Here is a 15,133-nt window from a genome sequence, read left to right as displayed (position 1 = left end):
CTCACGAAGCGGGTGGTTCGAAGCGGCCGTCGACGGCGGTCCAGCCACCGTCGACCGCCAGCACGGAGCCGGTCACGAACGACGAAGCATCCGAAGCGAGGTACACGACGGCGCCGGCCAGCTCCTCCGGACGCGCCCAGCGCCCCAACGCGCCCTTCGTCGCGTACGCGTCGTACCACTGCGGGTTGGCCTTGATCTGCGCGGTCAGCGGCGTCTCGACGACACCCGGCGCGATGGCGTTGACCCGCACCCCGGCCGGGCCGAACTCCGCCGCGGCCGTCCGGAACAGCTGGACCAGACCGGCTTTCGTGGCCGCGTACGGGCCCTGGCCGGGCTCGACGGTCGTGCCGCGGATCGACGAGAACCCGATGATGCTGCCACGCCCGCGCCCGGCCATCCGGGCGCCGAACGTGCGCACGACGTCGAAGGTCGCGCCGAGGTTGAGCGCGAGGACCCGGTCGAACTCCTCGCGCGTGTAGTCGACCAGCCGCTTGCGCACGTTCATCGCGGCGGTGAGCACGACGACGTCGACGTCACCCAGCTCGGTCGCGGCGCGCTCGACGGCGGCGGAGTCCAGGAGGTCGATCTCGTACGCCTCCCCCACGCCCGCCTCGCGCGCGGCTTCGACGTCCCGGTCGGCACACACGACGTCGGCGCCGTGCGCGGCCAGCGCCCGCGCGGCTTCGCGGCCGATGCCGCCCGCGCCGAGCACCACGGCCCGACGGCCGTCCAGGCGGAACAACGTCGAGTAGTTCACGGGCGCAGCACCGCCATCCTCGTCACGGTCAGTTCTTCGACGGCGAAGCGCGGCCCTTCGCGGCCGATGCCGGAGTCCTTCACGCCGCCGTAGGGCATGGTGTCCGAGCGGAAGCCGGGGACCTCGTTGACCACGACGCCGCCGACCTCCAGTTCGTCCAGCGCGCGGAACGCCGTGTTCAGCGACCGGCTGTAGACGCTCGCGTGGAGGCCGTAGCGGGACGCGTTCACCGCGGCGAACGCTTCGTCCACATCGGACACCGTGCGCAGGCAGACGACCGGGCCGAAGATCTCCTCGTCCCAGGCTGCGACGCCGTCCGGGACGTCGAGGAGGACTGTCGGCCGCAGCACTGTGCCGTACACACCGCCGCCTGCCTGCCGGGCGCCCGCGGCGACGGCCTTGGCGACCCAGTCCGAAACCCGTGCGGTGGAACCGGGATCGATCAGCGCCGACACCCGCGTCTTCTCGTCCCGGGGATCGCCGACGACGACCTCGTCCAGCCGCGCCACGAGCCGTTCGGTGAACTCCGCGGCGACCGAAGAAACGACCAGGACCCGCTGCACCGAGATGCAGGCCTGGCCGGAGGCGTAGAACCCGCCGCGCAGCACGGCGTCCACGGCGGCATCGAGATCGGCGTCTTCGGCGACGACCAGTGCCGCGTTGGAGCCCAGTTCCAGCAACGTCTTCGTCGGGGCCGCGTCGCGGGCGATGCGGTGGCCGACCGCGGCCGAGCCGGTGAAGGACACCGCGCCGATCCGGCGGTCCGTCGTCAGCGCCGCGCCCACCGCCGCGTCGCCGGTGACCAGCTGGACCATCGACGCGACGGGCGCCACCGAACGCACGAGGTGCACGAGCCAGAGCGTCGCCAGGGGTGTCTGGGGCGCGGGCTTGACGATCACCGGGCAGCCCGCGGCGATCGCGGGCGCGATCTTGTGCGACGCGAGCAGCAGCGGGTAGTTGAAGCCCGCGATGCCGACGACGACGCCGATCGGCTTGCGTTTCCAGAACCCGACCAGCCCGTCGCCGGAGGGCAGGAGATCCAGCGGGACGGTCTCCCCGTGCAGCCGGGAGACCTCTTCGGCGGCGGCTTCCCAGGTGACGATCGTGCGCGCGACCTCGACGCGGCAGTCGACCAGTGGCTTGCCGGTCTCCAGCACGAGCAGGTTCTCGAACTCCTCGCGCCGCTCGCGCAGCAGGCCGGCGACGTCGTTCAGCACCGCACGACGGGTTCGCGAAGGCAGCGAAGCCACTTCGCGCGCAACGGCGACAGCTTCGTCCACAGCGTGTGTCGCCAGCTCCGGCGTCCCCACCGGGGCACGGCCGATGACGCTGCCGTCGTAGGGGAAAACGATTTCTTCGGTATCCACAGTGGACACCCAGCCCGCGCCGACCGGCAGGCCGTCCGGGTACTCAGCCATCGTCACCTCCGCTCAGCCGGGCCAGCTCCGCGCGCAGGTTCGGCGCGGCGGCCAGCAACTCCCGCGTGTACTCGTGCCGCGGCTCGTCGTAGACCTGCGCGACGTCACCCAGCTCGACGATCTCGCCGCGGCGCATCACCGCGACCCGGTCGCACACGTGCCGGACGACACCGAGGTCGTGCGACACGAAGACCAGCGTCAGCGCGAACTGCTCCACCAGCGAGCCGAGCAGGTCGAGGATCTGGCCGCGCACGGACACGTCCAGTGCGCTGACCGGCTCGTCGGCGATCAGCACGCTCGGGTTCGGCGCCAGCGCGCGGGCGATCGAGATCCGCTGCCGCTGGCCGCCGGAGAACTGGTGCGGGTAGCGCTGGGCGGCGTCGACGGGCAGGCCGACGGCGGCGAGCAGCTCGGCCACGCGGTCGGGCTCGCGGCGGCCCAGCGGCTCGGAAATGATGTCCCGCACGCGCATCCGCGGGTCGAGCGAACCCATCGGGTCCTGGAAGACGATCTGCAGTTCCGAGCGGAGAAAACCGAGCTTGCGTTCGGGCAGGTGGTCGATCCGGCGGCCCTGGAACGACACCGTGCCCGCGGTGGGCCTGTCGAGCGCGGCCAGCAGCCGGACCAGCGTCGACTTCCCGGAACCGGACTCGCCGACGATGCCGAAGCGCTGCCCGGCTTCGACGTCGAAGCTGACCCCGCGCAGTGCGTGGACGTCCCGGCGGGCGTACCGGCGTTCGAGGTCGCGGACTTCGATGATGCTCATCGCCGGGCCTCCAGATCCGACGCGGCCAGCAGCTTCCGCGTGTACTCGTGCTTCGGCTGCGTCAGCACTTCGCGCGTCGAGCCCGCTTCGACGATCTCGCCGTCCAGCATCACCAGGACGCGCTCGCACACCGAAGCCACCACTGCGAGGTCATGGGTGATGAACAGCAACGCGCTCTCGGCAGGCAGCGACGTCTTGATCAGCGAAAGGATCTGGGCCTGCACGGTGACGTCGAGTGCGGTCGTCGGCTCGTCGCAGATCAGCAGGGACGGTTCGTTGGCCAGGGCCATCGCGAGGACGACGCGCTGCCGCTGACCGCCGGACAGCTGGTGCGGGTACGCGCGGGCCGTGCCCGGCAGACCCACCGCGGCCAGGAGGTCCTCGGCGCGGTGCCGGCGGCCGTGGATGCGGCCGGGCTCGGTGACCTGGCGGCCGATCCGCATCGCCGGGTTCAGTGCCGTCATCGGCTCCTGGAACACCATGGCCAGCTCGTCGCCGCGCAGCCGCGAAAGGTCCTTTTCGGACAGTCCGAGCAACTCGCGGCCGTGCAGGGAAACCGAGCCGGACGCGCGGAGTTCCTCCGGCAGCAGGCCCATGATCGCCAAGGCCGTCAGCGACTTCCCGGAGCCGGACTCGCCGATCAGGCCGACGCGCTCGCCGGCGCCGATCTCGAACGAGACGTCACGCACCAGGGAATTCACGCTGAGGCCACGCACCGAGAGCGTCATACGCGGGCCGCCAATCGGGGGTCGAGGCGGTCGCGCAGGCCGTCGCCGAGGAGGTTGAACCCGAGCACGGCGACCGCGATCGCGATGCCGGGGACCAGCGCCAGCCGCGGGTTCACGGTCAGCAGTTCCTGGGACTCCTGCAGCATCCGGCCCCACGACGGCGTCGGCGGCCGCGTCCCGAAGCCGAGGAACGACAGGGCGGCCTCGGCGAGCACGGCGATCGCGAACGACACCGACGCCTGCACGATCAGCAGGCCGGAGATGTTCGGCAGCACGTGCCGCACGGCGATGGTGAGCCGCGACCGGCCGCCTGCCCTGGCGGCGAGCACGAACTCCGTGCTCATCACCTGCAGCGTCCCGGACCGCGCGATCCGCGCGAACGACGGGATGGTGGCGATGCCGATGGCGACCATCGCGGTCAGCGTGTCCGCCCCGAACACCGCGCCGAACATGATCGCCAGCAGCAGCGCGGGGAACGCGAGCACGAGGTCGTTGACGCGCATGACGAACTCGCCCAGCCACCGCGGCGCCATCCCGGCGAGCACACCCAGCGGCGTGCCGATCACCGCGGCGATGCCGACCGCGACCACCCCGACGTACAACGTCGTGCGCGCGCCGACCATGATCTGGCTGAGCAGGTCGCGGCCGAACTTGTCGGTGCCGAACCAGTGCGAGGCGCCGAAGCCGAGCAGCCGGTGGGTCGCGTCGACCTTCACCGGGTCGAACGGCGTCCACGCGAACGACAGCAGCGCGGCCACCACGACCAGGCCGACGAGCACCGAGCCCAGCACGAGATTGCGCATCACGAACCTCGCAATCGCGGGTCGAGCACGGTGTAGAGGACGTCGACGACGAAGTTGACCAGCAGCACCCCGGCCACCAGGACCAGCACGATGCCCTGCACGGTCAGCAGATCACGCGCCGACACGGCGTCCAGCAGCATCGAGCCCAGTCCCGGCAGCACGAACACGCGCTCGACGACGACCGCGCCGATCAGCAGCGTCGCCAGCTGCAGGCCGAGCACGGTGACCACCGGGACGGACGCGTTGCGCAGGCCGTGGCGCACCAGCGCCTGCCCCGGCCGCAGGCCCTTCGACCGCGCGGTGCGCAGGTAGTCCTGGCCGAGCGTGTCGAGCACCGCCGACCGGACATAGCGCGTGAGCACCGCGCCCTGCACCAGTCCCAGCGACAACGCCGGCAGCACGAGCCCGCGGGCGAACTCGCCGAAGTCCTGGTCCGGCGGCGTCCACCCACCGGACGGCAGCCAGCGCAGCTGCACCGCGAAGATCTGCACCAGGATGATCCCGGCGAGGAACGCGGGAATCGCGACACCGATCTGCGACAGCCCGGACACACCCGCGCCGACGGCCTTGCGGTGCTTCACCGCGGCGAACGTCCCGGCCGGCACGGCGATCACCAGCGCCACCAGCATTCCGGCGCCGACCAGCCACAGCGTCACGCCGAGCCGGTCGAGCAGCTGCGGGCCGATCGCCTCCCGCGTCACGTACGAGCGGCCGAAGTCGCCGTGCAGCACCCCGCCGATCCAGTCGAAGTACTGCGTGACCAGCGGGCGGTCGATGCCGAACTCTGCCCGCGTCTTGGCGAGCAGCTCCGGCGTCGCGTTGACGCCGAGCGCAACCTGCGCCGGATCGCCCGGCAGCACGGCCATGAACAGGAACACCACGATCGACGCGGCCAGCACGCTGACCACGAAGATCGCCACCCGGCGCAGCACGCGGGCGGTCATCGCGGCGCCAGCCCGGTCAGGTCGAAGGACTCGCTGACCTGGTTCGGCACGAACCCGCCGACCTTGGTCTTCGCGACGATGACGTTGGGGAACAGGAACAGCCAGTCCGCGGCCGCGTCGGCGCTGAGCTGCCGTGCCACCTGCTTCATGGCCGCGACCTGTTGCTCCGGCGTCCCGCTGTCGGCTTCGGCCAGCAGCTGCTGGACGCGCTTGCTGTCGTAGCCCCAGTAGTACTTGGGCTTGCCGAACGTCGTGATGTCGCGGGCCTCGACGTGCTGGATGATCGACAGGTCGTAGTCGTGGTCGGTGAACACCTGCTTCAGCCACACCGCCGGGAAGTCCAGCGGCTCGATCGTGGTGCGGACGCCGACGTCGGCCAGCTGCGACTGGACGACCTGCGCGGCCGACACCGCGTACGGCAGGTTCGGGATCCGCAGCCGCAGGTTCAGGTTCGCCGCGTGGGCCTCGCTCAGCAGCGCCTTGGCCTTCGCCGGGTCGAACGGATAGGCGTTCGCCAGGTCCTCGTACCAGGGATCGGTCGGCGGGACCATGCTGCCGATCAGCGTCCCGCGGCCCGCCCACGCGGTGTCGAGCAGCGCCTTCCGGTCGATCGCGTAGGTCAGGGCCTGGCGCACGCGGACGTCGTTCAGCGGCGCGCGCTTGTTGTTCATGGCCAGGGTGACCTCGGAGTTCGTCGTGCCCTGGACGACCTGGAACCGGTCGTCGGCCTGGAACTGCGGGACCGAGTCGGGCGCGGTGACCGCCGAGATGACGTCGATGCCGTTGCTGAACAACGCGTTGTTCAACGCGGTCGGGTCCTTGATGTACTTGAGGACCACCGTCGAGTACGCCGGTTTCCGGCCCCAGTACGCGGGATTCGCCTTGAGCACCACCGAATCGCCGCGCTTGCGCGCCGCCACGACGTACGGCCCGGTGCCGACCGGCTTGTTCGCCAGGTCGGCCACGCCGGTCGGGCTGAACATCGCGCCCAGCCTGCTGGTGAGGCTGAACAGCCAGCCGTTGGACGGCTTGGAAAGCACGACCCGCGCATGATCCGGCGCCACGACGTCGACGTGGTCGACGACGTCCATTGTGGACTTGAGCGAGATGGTCCAGTTGGTCTTCACGCGCATGAGCGAGAACTTGACGTCTTCGGCGGTGAACGGCGCGCCGTTACTGAACTTCACGCCCTGGCGCAGCCGGAAGTCGTAGGTGCGCCGGTCGGGACTGACCGTCCACGACTGCGCCAGCAGCGGCACCACGCGGCCCTGTGCGTCGAGCCGCACCAGGCCTTCGTAGACGTTGTAGAGGAGCGCCTGCGGGATCGCGGCACCGTCCGTGCGGGTGAAGTCGAAGTTCGCCGGCTCGGCCGTGAAGCCGACCGAAAGCGTGTCCGGACCAGCGGAAACGCTCGCCGACGAGCCCGCCGAGCAGCCGGACACCACGAGCAGCAGAGCCGCTGTGCACGCGGTGATCCGGGCTTTCATTCCGCCTCCCGCGCTGTAACAACCGGGGCTTCGCCCCGGGCCGGGGGCTCCGCCACCCGGACCCCCGAAAAGAAGTTAGTACACTGGTCTGACCAGTAGCCTGACATTACGCGGACGGCGAGGTCAAGGGATGCGGTTCGAACCGGTGGCTCCGGTCCGCGCGTACGAGCGGGTCGTCGAGCAGATCGAGCAGGCCGTGATCAGCGGCGAGCTCAAGCCGGGCGAACGCCTGCCCAGCGAACGCGAGCTGATGACGCAGTTCGGCGTCGGCCGGTCGACCATCCGCGAAGCCCTGCGCGTGCTGCAGGCGGCCGAGATGATCCGGTCGCGGCCCGGCGATCCGCGTGGCCCCGAAGTGCTGGCCGCGTCACCGGCGGCGTTGCACCGGTCCATGCACCGGCTCGCGCGGGCCAACCACGTCGGGCTCGCCGAGCTGCTGCAGTTCCGGATGATCCTCGACGGCTCGGCCCATCTGCTCGCGGCCGAGCTGCGCACCGATGACGACCTGACCGGCCTCGACGCGGCACTGGAGTCGATGCGCGAAGGCGTCTCACGCGGGTATGCCGAGTTCAGCCGCGCCGATGTCGCCTTCCACGAAGTCATCGCGCGGATCTCGCGCAATCCCCTGCTGGTGATCAGCGAAGAGGTCGTGCGCGGGGTCGTGCTGGAACTCATCGAGGACAAGCTGGAGCGCGCGAGCAACCGGACGTCGCTGATGCGCACCTGGCTGGCCCACCACGCCGAGGTGCTCGACGCGATCCGCTCGGCCGACGGCGCCGGCGCGGCACACCTGGCGAAACAGGCGTTGTACGACAACTACGCCGAATACGTTCCCGCCGAGCAGAGACCGCTCCTGGCACCACTGCTGCGGCCGTAAACTCGCCGCGTGGATGCGACGAAACGCGACGGCGCCGGGCTCGCGCTGTCCGGCGGCGGCTACCGCGCGATGCTCTTCCACGCCGGTGCGCTCTGGCGGCTCAACGAACTCGGCTGGCTGCCGAAGCTGACCACCGTCTCCAGCGTTTCCGGCGGATCGATCGCCGCGGGCATCCTCGCGCACGCGTGGCCGCGGCTGTGGTTCGGCGACGACGGCGTCGCGGAGAACTTCGGCAAGGAGGTCGTGCAGCCGATCCGCCGGCTCGCTCGCACCAGCCTCGACATCCCGGTGACGCTCAAGGCGATGGTCATGCCCTGGCGCAGCGCGGGCGAGGAACTCGCGCGCCGCTACGCCAAGCACCTCTTCGGCGACTGCTGCCTGGCCGACCTCGACCCGGCCGGGCCGCAGTTCGTCTTCACCGCGACCAACCTGCAGGACGGCTCGCTGTGGTGGTTCTTCCGCCAGCAGGGCCCGCACGGCCGGATCCCGCTGGCCACCGCCGTGGCCGCGTCCTCGGCGTTCCCGCCCATGCTGTCCCCGGTGGTGATCCCCGACCCGCACCAGCCGGGCCGCAAGATCGTGCTCAGCGACGCGGGGGTGTACGACAACCTCGGCCTCGACCCGATCGAGAACCAGCGCGCGGTCGTGCTGGTCAGCGACGCGGGCAAGAAGATGCAGCACGAGGACAAGCCGAAGCGCAACTGGCCGATGCAGCTGCTGCGCGTGCTGACCGTGATGGACAACCAGGTCCGCGAGCTGCGCACCGGTTCGCTGCTGAAAGCCTACGAGGACAAGCAGTTCGCGGGCACGTACTGGGCGACCTACAGCAACATCGAGCACTTCGAGGTCCCCGACGCCCTGCCCGCGCCGATCGAGCAGACCCGCGCGCTGGCCGTGACGAGGACGCGGCTCACACGCCTGCCGGAGCAGCTGCAGGACCGGCTGATCAACTGGGGTTACGCCGTGTGCGACGCGGGCATGCGGCGGTGGGTGTGCCCGGAAACCACGCTGAAGCCGGAGTTTCCGTATCCCGGCTCAGGCGTCGGCTAGCTTCGCGTAGACGACGATGTTGTCCTTGTAGCTGTGCTCGGCGTGGTCGAACGCACCACCGCAGGTGATCAGCCGCAGCTCGGGGCGGTCGCTGTTGCCGTAGACGGCGTCGCGCGGGAACGTGTCCTTCGGGACCTGCGTGACGCGGTCGACGACGAACTTCAGCTTCTTCCCGTCGCTGCGGTCGACGTCCACCTCGTCGCCGGGCGCGAGGTCCTTGAGCTTGAAGAAGATGCCCGGCTTCTTGTCGCCGTCGACGTGGCCGAGCACGATCGCCGGGCCGACGTCACCGGGCACCGGGGACAGCTTGTACCAGGCCGCCTGCATCGGCGTGTGCACCGACGGGACCGAGATCGAGCCGTCGGGCTTGACCGCCACCGCGAGCAGGCTGGACTCCGCGCCGATCTTCGGGATCTTCACCGACGTCGGGCGCAGTCCCTTGAACGGCACGGTCACCGGCACCGAGGACGGCACGGGCGCGGCGGCCGGCGGCGGTTCCGCCGCCGTGCCGCACCCGGCCAGGACGAGGGCGAGCGCGACGACGGCCGCGCCTGCCCGCCGGACGGTCATCCGGCCGTGCCGCCGAAGCCGGTCTCGACCCCGCCGCGCGGCGCGACCTTGACCTGGGCCTTCGGGGCGGCGTTGCCGGGCGCGCGGCCCGCGGCCGAGGTCGCCGTGGTGATCGGCGCGGTGCTCGACGGGGCCGCGGTGGTGGTGCTGGTGCTGCTGCTGGTCGGCGGCTCTTCCTGCTCGAACTCCACGATGCCTTCGCCTTCCTGCTTGCCGCAGGTCCAGCTGAACTTCGCGGTGGTCGTGCCGGGCGGGGCGTCGACGACGCGCACCGTGTAGTTCCAGTAGCGGCCGTCGGCCTCGTCCTGGTCCGGCCCGCCGGTGACGCTCAGGTACTGGGTCGCGACGTTCCCGGGCGCCTTGCCCGCGCACGCGATGACCAGCACGCCCTCGCCACCGAGGCCGATGTAGCCGTGGCCGACGTTGTCCTGGTAGCTGTCGTCCTTCGGCGGTTCCTGGGCTTCCGGCAGCTCCGGCTCGGCCTTCGGCGCGACGTGCTGCTCGGTCGTCTTGACCTCGGACGGGGTCGGGACGGCGGTGGTGATCGGCGAGGTGGACGACGGCACCGTGGTCGGGGTGTCCGACGTCGTGGTCGTCGTCGCCGAGCTGCTCGACGTCGGTTCCGAAGTGGACGTCTCGGTGGGCGTGGTGCTGGTTTCGTCCTGCGCGGACGCGGCAGGCGCGGCGGCCAGTGTGGCGAGCGCACCCGCGAAAACGACCCCGGCGACCCGGCTCAGCGCTCTGCCCACAGTGCACTCCCACGATGTTGACCTGCGATGCCGCGACTATCGAGGTTTCACCCGTCCGCGTTACTCCGGGAGGGCGAACATCAGGTCGCGCCACAGGTCGTCAGGGTCTTCCAGGCCGACGCTGAACCGGATCAGCCCGGGCGGGACGCGCTCCTCGCCCGCCAGCCACGCCCGCCGCTCGACCAGGCTCTCCACCCCGCCGAGGCTGGTCGCCGCGCGGATCAGCCGGACCGAGGCGCAGAACCGGTCCGCGGTCTCGGCGTCGGCCAGGTCGAAGGAGATCATCATCCCGAAGCCGGGGTAGCGCACCTGCCGCACCGCGGGGTGCCCGGCGAGCCGCTCGGCCAGCAGCGCGGCGGTGCGGGACTGCTCGGCCAGCCGCACCGGCATGGTGCGCAGGCCGCGCAGCGCGAGCCACGCTTCGAGCGCACCCGGCGTCGATCCCACCCGCGTCCGCGCGCCCCGCAGCTCGGCCGCGACGGCCGGGTCCTTCGCGACGGTGATGCCCAGCAGCAGGTCGCTGTGCCCGCCGATGAGCTTGGTCGCCGAGTGCACGACGACGTCGGCCCCCAGTTCGAGCGGCCGCTGCTGCAACGGCGTCGCGAAGGTGTTGTCGACGACGACCCGGCCGCGCGCGGCGGCGGCGATGGTGGCGATGTCCATCACGTCGAGGGTCGGGTTGGTCGGCGACTCCAGCCAGACCAGGTCGGACGTCGCGGCCTCGGCGACCCAGGCCTCGGTGTCGGCCGGCGCCAGCTCGGTGACGGCGAGCTTGCCGAGCTTCTGCGCGTGGGCGAGCACCCCGCGCGTCACGGCGTAGCTGAACGTCGGCACGACGACCCGCGAGCCGACCGGCAGCAGGTCCAGGACGGCCGAAAGCGTGGCGACCCCGGAGGCGAACGCCGTGGCGTGCCCGCCTTCGAGCGCCCCGACGGCTTCTTCGAGCGCCACCCAGGTCGGCGTGCCTTCGCTGCGGGCGTACGTGAAATCGCCGCCGGCCTGGAAGGTGCTGGCGGCGACGAGCGGGGTGTTCAGCGGCTCACCGGGACCGTGCGGCCGCCCGGCGGCGATGGCCTTGGTGCGGGGTGTCCAGTCGTCCATCCGCCCACGGTAAGGGGCCGGGGCACTCACGCGTCCGCGAGTGCCCCGGCGGGTTCAGTGCGCGTAGACCTCGAACTCGTACAGCGAGTAGCCGTACTTCGTGCCGCGCTGGACGCCCTGCAGCTTCACGAACCGGGCGGACGTCGTGGCGAACGCGACGTTGTCCTGGCCGCCGTCGCCGTCGGTGACCACCGCCGCGTCCGTCCAGTGCACGCCGTCCGGGGAGAGCTGGATCTTGTAGCCCTTCCCGTACGCCGCCTCCCAGTTCAGGATCACCCGCGAGACCTGCTGCACCGCACCGAGGTCGACGGTGATCGCCTGGTCGTCGCTCCAGTCGCTGGCCCAGCGGGTCGAGGCGTTGCCGTCGATCGCGTTGGCCGCGGGCGAGGAGTAGAAGCCGGTCTCGGCGCTGGTGGCGCTGACCGTCTTCCCCGCCGACAGGTTGGCGACGGAGTCGCCGCGGTGCGCGGCGTACTCGACGACCTGCTGGAACGTCGGGCGGTTCTGCCAGCTGATCTTGTCCTGCGTGATGCCGCCCAGCGGACTGTGCACGATCGAGTCGGCACACCACTGGTCACCGGCCGAGCAGTTCGCGTCACCGGGATAGACGGTGTTCGCGGCCTGGCCGGCGGCGGTGGTCAGCGAGTCGAGCAGCGCCTGGCGGCACGCGGTGACGTCGCCGCCGCCGCAGAACGTCTGGGCCAGCGGACCGGCCACCGGCTGGCCGAGCACCTGCCGGATGTCCTTGCTGACGTAGCCCCACCAGCCGTACTGGAACGACGAGCCCTTGTGCGGCTGGCCGGTGTGCTGCCCGGTGCCGTTCTGCCAGCCGGACGGGCTTTCGTTGATGCCCAGCACGTTCGTCATCGCGGTGTAGGCGGCGTCGCCGAGACCCGGCTTGAACTCGGCCTGCACGAGCAGCGGCCACCACGCGTCGAAGATGCGGATCGCGTCGGCGTCGGCGTAGGTCTTGCTGCCGGGCGAGGTCTCCTTGCGCAGCTGCCCGTGCGAGAGCCACGTCTTGAGCTTCGCCTCGGCGTCCGCCGCCGCGCCGGTGGCCGGCGCCTTGTCGAGCACCTGCAGCAGCAGCGGCAGCACACGCTCGGCCCGCAGGTCGGCCAGTGCCGCGTCCGCCATCGCCTGGGTCAGGTTGACCCGGGTGACCTTGGTGCCGCTGGAGATCAGCTTCTTCACGCGGGCGTCGAGCAGGTCGGCGCGGTGCACGGCGGACTTGTCCGCGCCCGCGGCGGCGTAGCCGTTGGCCTGCGCGTTGTTCCAGCTGACGTAGTAGTCCTGGTTGACCGACTGCGGGTGCTGCGACGCCGGCGTGTAGTTCGCGACGTTGCCGGCCGGGTTCCAGCCGACCCAGTCGTGGCCCTGGTCGCCCCACACCGGCATGTTCGGGTCCACATCGGACTGCCGGACCGGGTTGGCGCCGGAGTTGAAGTAGGCGATGTCCTTCGAGTCGGCGTAGAACCAGTTGAACGTGTAGTTGATGTCGGCGGCGGCCTTCTGGAAGTCCGCGGCGGACTTGACGAAGGTTGGGTCGTTGAGCTCCTGGAACCCGATCAGCGAGTCGACCTCGTGGAAGTAGGACGACCGCAGCGCCGCGTACGCCACCGGCTTGCCGCCGACGGTCGCCCGGCTCTGCACCGGCCCGTACTTGGTCCGGTAGCTGCGCAGCGTGTACGAGCCCGCCGCGGTGCCGTCGGCCACGGTCGGCTTCCAGGCGTTCTTGACCTCCACGGTGTCCATCGGGACGCACTTGCCCTGGTAGGTGTAGTAGTTCGAGTCCTTCGTCGGCGTGCCGCCGTTCGGGTCGCACAGCTGCAGCGCATAGGTGTCGATGATGTCCTGCGCGGACGTCGTCGCGCTCCACGAGTAGTCCTGGCCGCGGCCGAGGAGCACGTACATGCTCAGCCCGGCGAAGGCGGCGCCGCGGGCGCTGATGCCCGGGCCCTGCAGCTCCTGCAACAGCAGCAGCTGCGGCGCGAAGTACCCGGTCTGCGGGCCGAACACGGCGACCGGGTGGCCGCTGGCGGTCTTCGCGCCGGAGACGAGCAGGGCGTTGGACATGCCGTGCTTCTCGCTCAGCATGTTGCCGGGCAGCACGCCGTTTTCGAACATCCCGCGGGCGGGCTCCAGCGCGGCGGGCGCGGCGACGTCCACAGTGGACGGCGACGCGGTCGAGGCCGAGCCGGTCTTGTCGAACACCAGCTGCTGCGGGGTGACCGAGCCCTTGTCCGGCATGGCGCGACCGACCGCGTTGGCCGGCGTCTTGCCGTAGGGGAAGGTCTGGCCGTCGTGCAGGGTCTTGACCGTCTCGGGGTCGTCCTCCGAGCGCAGGCTCTGCCACACCTTCTCGCCCTGCACGACGCCGTACTTCTCCTGCAGCGCGAGCTTCGCGATGGCGTTCTGCACCTCGCCGCCGCCACCCGCGCCGAACTCGGCGCCGACCAGCGAGGCGAGCGCGACCAGGTCGGTCAGCTTGAACGGCTCGATGGTGCCGGCGTTGGTGATCGAGTCGACGTGCCCGGTCAGCACGTACTCGCCCGGGAAGTACCGGCCGTTGTAGGAGTCGCTGATGTACTTGTTGATGCCGTCGACGTAGGCCTGCGCGTCGGCGAGGCCCTGCGCGCCGCGGGGGCCGCTGGCGGCGGTGCGGTCGATCTGTTGCTGCAGCTCGGCTTCGGTGTAGGGCGCGTTCGCGAAGAACTGCTGCTCGAGTTCGCGGTTGGCTTCCGCGCCCCCGGCGAACGAGGTGACCTGCCCGCGCGCGGCGTGCCGCAGGACGTCCATCAGCCACAGCCGGTCCTGCGCGGCGGCGTACCCGGCGCCGAACTCGGTGCCCGAGCGGGTGGTGCCGGTGATGTGCGGGACGCCGAGTGCCTTGTCCCGCACGATCGTCACGTCGGCACGCGGCTTCGTCGTGCTCGCGACCTGGTCGGCCGGGACACCGAACGACGAGTCGTTGAAGTACTGGTTGATGGCACTGGTGGTCAGCGTGGGATAGCCGTTGGCCAGCGACGAGTACTTCCCGAGCTGGTCGGAGGCGTGCGCCGGCCGGGTCCCGAACGCCTTGTGCGCGAGGATCTCCGCGAGGGTGGCGCTGCCGTTCTCGCCGGGCGGCAGGATGTCGCTGCACTGCCCGCCGCAGTAGTCGTCGGGCGACAGGGCCGCTTCGGCGGCCGGGGCGGTGACGGCGACCTGGGTGAGCCCGGCCACGAGGGCTCCCAGTGCCGTGCAGGTCAGGGCGCGGATGCGACGTCGCATGCCGGGCTCCCCTCAGTCCAGAAGAGTGACGAAGCGCACGCTACCCAGCAGTAGGCGAAGTGTGAAGAGTTTTCGCGTTTTTCAATCCTTGGGCGTAGTCCGTTCGGCGCAGCCCTTCACGCGTGGGTACGGTGAGGCCCATGACCTTGGAAAAGCCCCTCATCGAACGCCCGGACGGCCCACCGCCCGCCGACCTCGAAATCACCGACATCACGGTCGGTGACGGCGCGGAGGCCACGCCCGGCAAGGCCGTCACGGTGCATTACGTGGGTGTCGCGCACTCGACCGGCGAAGAGTTCGACGCGTCCTGGAACCGGGGCGAGCCGCTGCGCTTCGGCCTCGGCGCCGGCCAGGTCATTTCGGGCTGGGACCGGGGCGTCGCGGGCATGAAGATCGGCGGCCGCCGCAAGCTGGTGATCCCCCCGCACCTGGCCTACGGCGACCGCGGCGCGGGCGGCGTGATCAAGCCGGGCGAAACGCTCGTCTTCGTGGTCGACCTGGTCGGCGTGAACTAGACCGAAAACCTGGCCGGGCATCACCCGGGTGACGCCCGGCCAGGGAATACCCCCCGCGCGGCCAGGCCCCTAACGTCGAACGCCGACCACAACTC

At 70.9% G+C, this 15,133-nt stretch carries 14 protein-coding genes; 3 read left to right on the top strand and 11 right to left on the bottom strand.

The features are described 5' to 3' along the window. Position 1: 1 nt before the first annotated feature. The 7 genes from ABJI51_RS19870 to ABJI51_RS19840 are packed head-to-tail and all read right to left on the bottom strand — an operon-like array spanning position 2 to position 6,903. Entirely contained in the window at positions 2-757 is a 756-nt protein-coding gene (locus tag ABJI51_RS19870) for an SDR family NAD(P)-dependent oxidoreductase (protein WP_348952543.1), read from the bottom strand. Next, positions 754-2,175 carry an aldehyde dehydrogenase family protein gene (locus tag ABJI51_RS19865; RefSeq protein WP_348952542.1) on the bottom strand — a complete coding sequence of 474 codons (1,422 nt, stop codon included), beginning with the start codon at positions 2,173-2,175 and terminating at the stop codon, positions 754-756. Before ABJI51_RS19865 ends, ABJI51_RS19870 begins: the two co-directional genes overlap by 4 nt. Continuing rightward, positions 2,168-2,941, bottom strand: coding sequence for an ATP-binding cassette domain-containing protein (locus ABJI51_RS19860; protein WP_348952541.1), 774 nt, complete (start codon positions 2,939-2,941; stop codon positions 2,168-2,170). Before ABJI51_RS19860 ends, ABJI51_RS19865 begins: the two co-directional genes overlap by 8 nt. Further along, positions 2,938-3,669, bottom strand: coding sequence for an ABC transporter ATP-binding protein (locus ABJI51_RS19855; RefSeq protein ID WP_348952540.1), 732 nt, complete (start codon positions 3,667-3,669; stop codon positions 2,938-2,940). The genes ABJI51_RS19860 and ABJI51_RS19855 overlap by 4 nt, the downstream gene beginning before the upstream one ends. After that, positions 3,666-4,472, bottom strand: coding sequence for an ABC transporter permease (locus ABJI51_RS19850; RefSeq protein ID WP_348952539.1), 807 nt, complete (start codon positions 4,470-4,472; stop codon positions 3,666-3,668). The genes ABJI51_RS19855 and ABJI51_RS19850 overlap by 4 nt, the downstream gene beginning before the upstream one ends. Further along, positions 4,472-5,416, bottom strand: a complete 945-nt coding sequence (locus ABJI51_RS19845) for an ABC transporter permease (protein WP_348952538.1) — start codon at positions 5,414-5,416, stop codon at positions 4,472-4,474. The genes ABJI51_RS19850 and ABJI51_RS19845 overlap by 1 nt, the downstream gene beginning before the upstream one ends. Further along, positions 5,413-6,903, bottom strand: a complete 1,491-nt coding sequence (locus ABJI51_RS19840) for an ABC transporter substrate-binding protein (RefSeq protein WP_348952537.1) — start codon at positions 6,901-6,903, stop codon at positions 5,413-5,415. The genes ABJI51_RS19845 and ABJI51_RS19840 overlap by 4 nt, the downstream gene beginning before the upstream one ends. A 130-nt stretch (positions 6,904-7,033) precedes the next feature. Between ABJI51_RS19840 and ABJI51_RS19835 the strand changes: the two genes are divergently transcribed. Both ABJI51_RS19835 and ABJI51_RS19830 read left to right on the top strand, forming a co-directional pair. Further along, positions 7,034-7,780 (top strand): FadR/GntR family transcriptional regulator, encoded by a 747-nt coding sequence (locus ABJI51_RS19835; protein WP_348952536.1) that lies wholly within the window; start codon positions 7,034-7,036, stop codon positions 7,778-7,780. 9 nt (positions 7,781-7,789) lie between these two features. Beyond that, positions 7,790-8,830 carry a patatin-like phospholipase family protein gene (locus ABJI51_RS19830; protein ID WP_348952535.1) on the top strand — a complete coding sequence of 347 codons (1,041 nt, stop codon included), beginning with the start codon at positions 7,790-7,792 and terminating at the stop codon, positions 8,828-8,830. Here the strand turns inward: ABJI51_RS19830 and ABJI51_RS19825 are convergent. The 4 genes from ABJI51_RS19825 to ABJI51_RS19810 are packed head-to-tail and all read right to left on the bottom strand — an operon-like array spanning position 8,816 to position 14,523. Beyond that, a complete protein-coding gene (locus ABJI51_RS19825; RefSeq protein WP_348952534.1) occupies positions 8,816-9,400 on the bottom strand; it encodes a class F sortase in 585 nt (194 codons plus the stop codon). The two genes, ABJI51_RS19830 and ABJI51_RS19825, sit on opposite strands and share 15 nt — an antisense overlap. Continuing rightward, positions 9,397-10,149: a hypothetical protein gene (locus ABJI51_RS19820; RefSeq protein ID WP_348952533.1), complete on the bottom strand. Its 753-nt coding sequence runs from the start codon at positions 10,147-10,149 to the stop codon at positions 9,397-9,399. The genes ABJI51_RS19825 and ABJI51_RS19820 overlap by 4 nt, the downstream gene beginning before the upstream one ends. A 60-nt stretch (positions 10,150-10,209) precedes the next feature. Further along, positions 10,210-11,250, bottom strand: coding sequence for a trans-sulfuration enzyme family protein (locus ABJI51_RS19815; RefSeq protein ID WP_348952532.1), 1,041 nt, complete (start codon positions 11,248-11,250; stop codon positions 10,210-10,212). Positions 11,251-11,304: 54 nt separating this feature from the next. After that, positions 11,305-14,523 (bottom strand): penicillin acylase family protein, encoded by a 3,219-nt coding sequence (locus ABJI51_RS19810; RefSeq protein ID WP_348952531.1) that lies wholly within the window; start codon positions 14,521-14,523, stop codon positions 11,305-11,307. Between the two features lie 140 nt (positions 14,524-14,663). Between ABJI51_RS19810 and ABJI51_RS19805 the strand changes: the two genes are divergently transcribed. Beyond that, positions 14,664-15,038: an FKBP-type peptidyl-prolyl cis-trans isomerase gene (locus ABJI51_RS19805; RefSeq protein ID WP_348952530.1), complete on the top strand. Its 375-nt coding sequence runs from the start codon at positions 14,664-14,666 to the stop codon at positions 15,036-15,038. The last annotated feature ends 95 nt before the right edge of the window (positions 15,039-15,133 follow it).

Origin of the sequence: Amycolatopsis melonis, assembly GCF_040064235.1 — a bacterium.
In the GTDB taxonomy this organism is placed as follows: domain Bacteria; phylum Actinomycetota; class Actinomycetes; order Mycobacteriales; family Pseudonocardiaceae; genus Amycolatopsis; species Amycolatopsis melonis.
The sequence above is the reverse complement of the archived record's forward strand: the minus strand, read 5'-3'. Positions and strand labels throughout refer to the sequence as shown.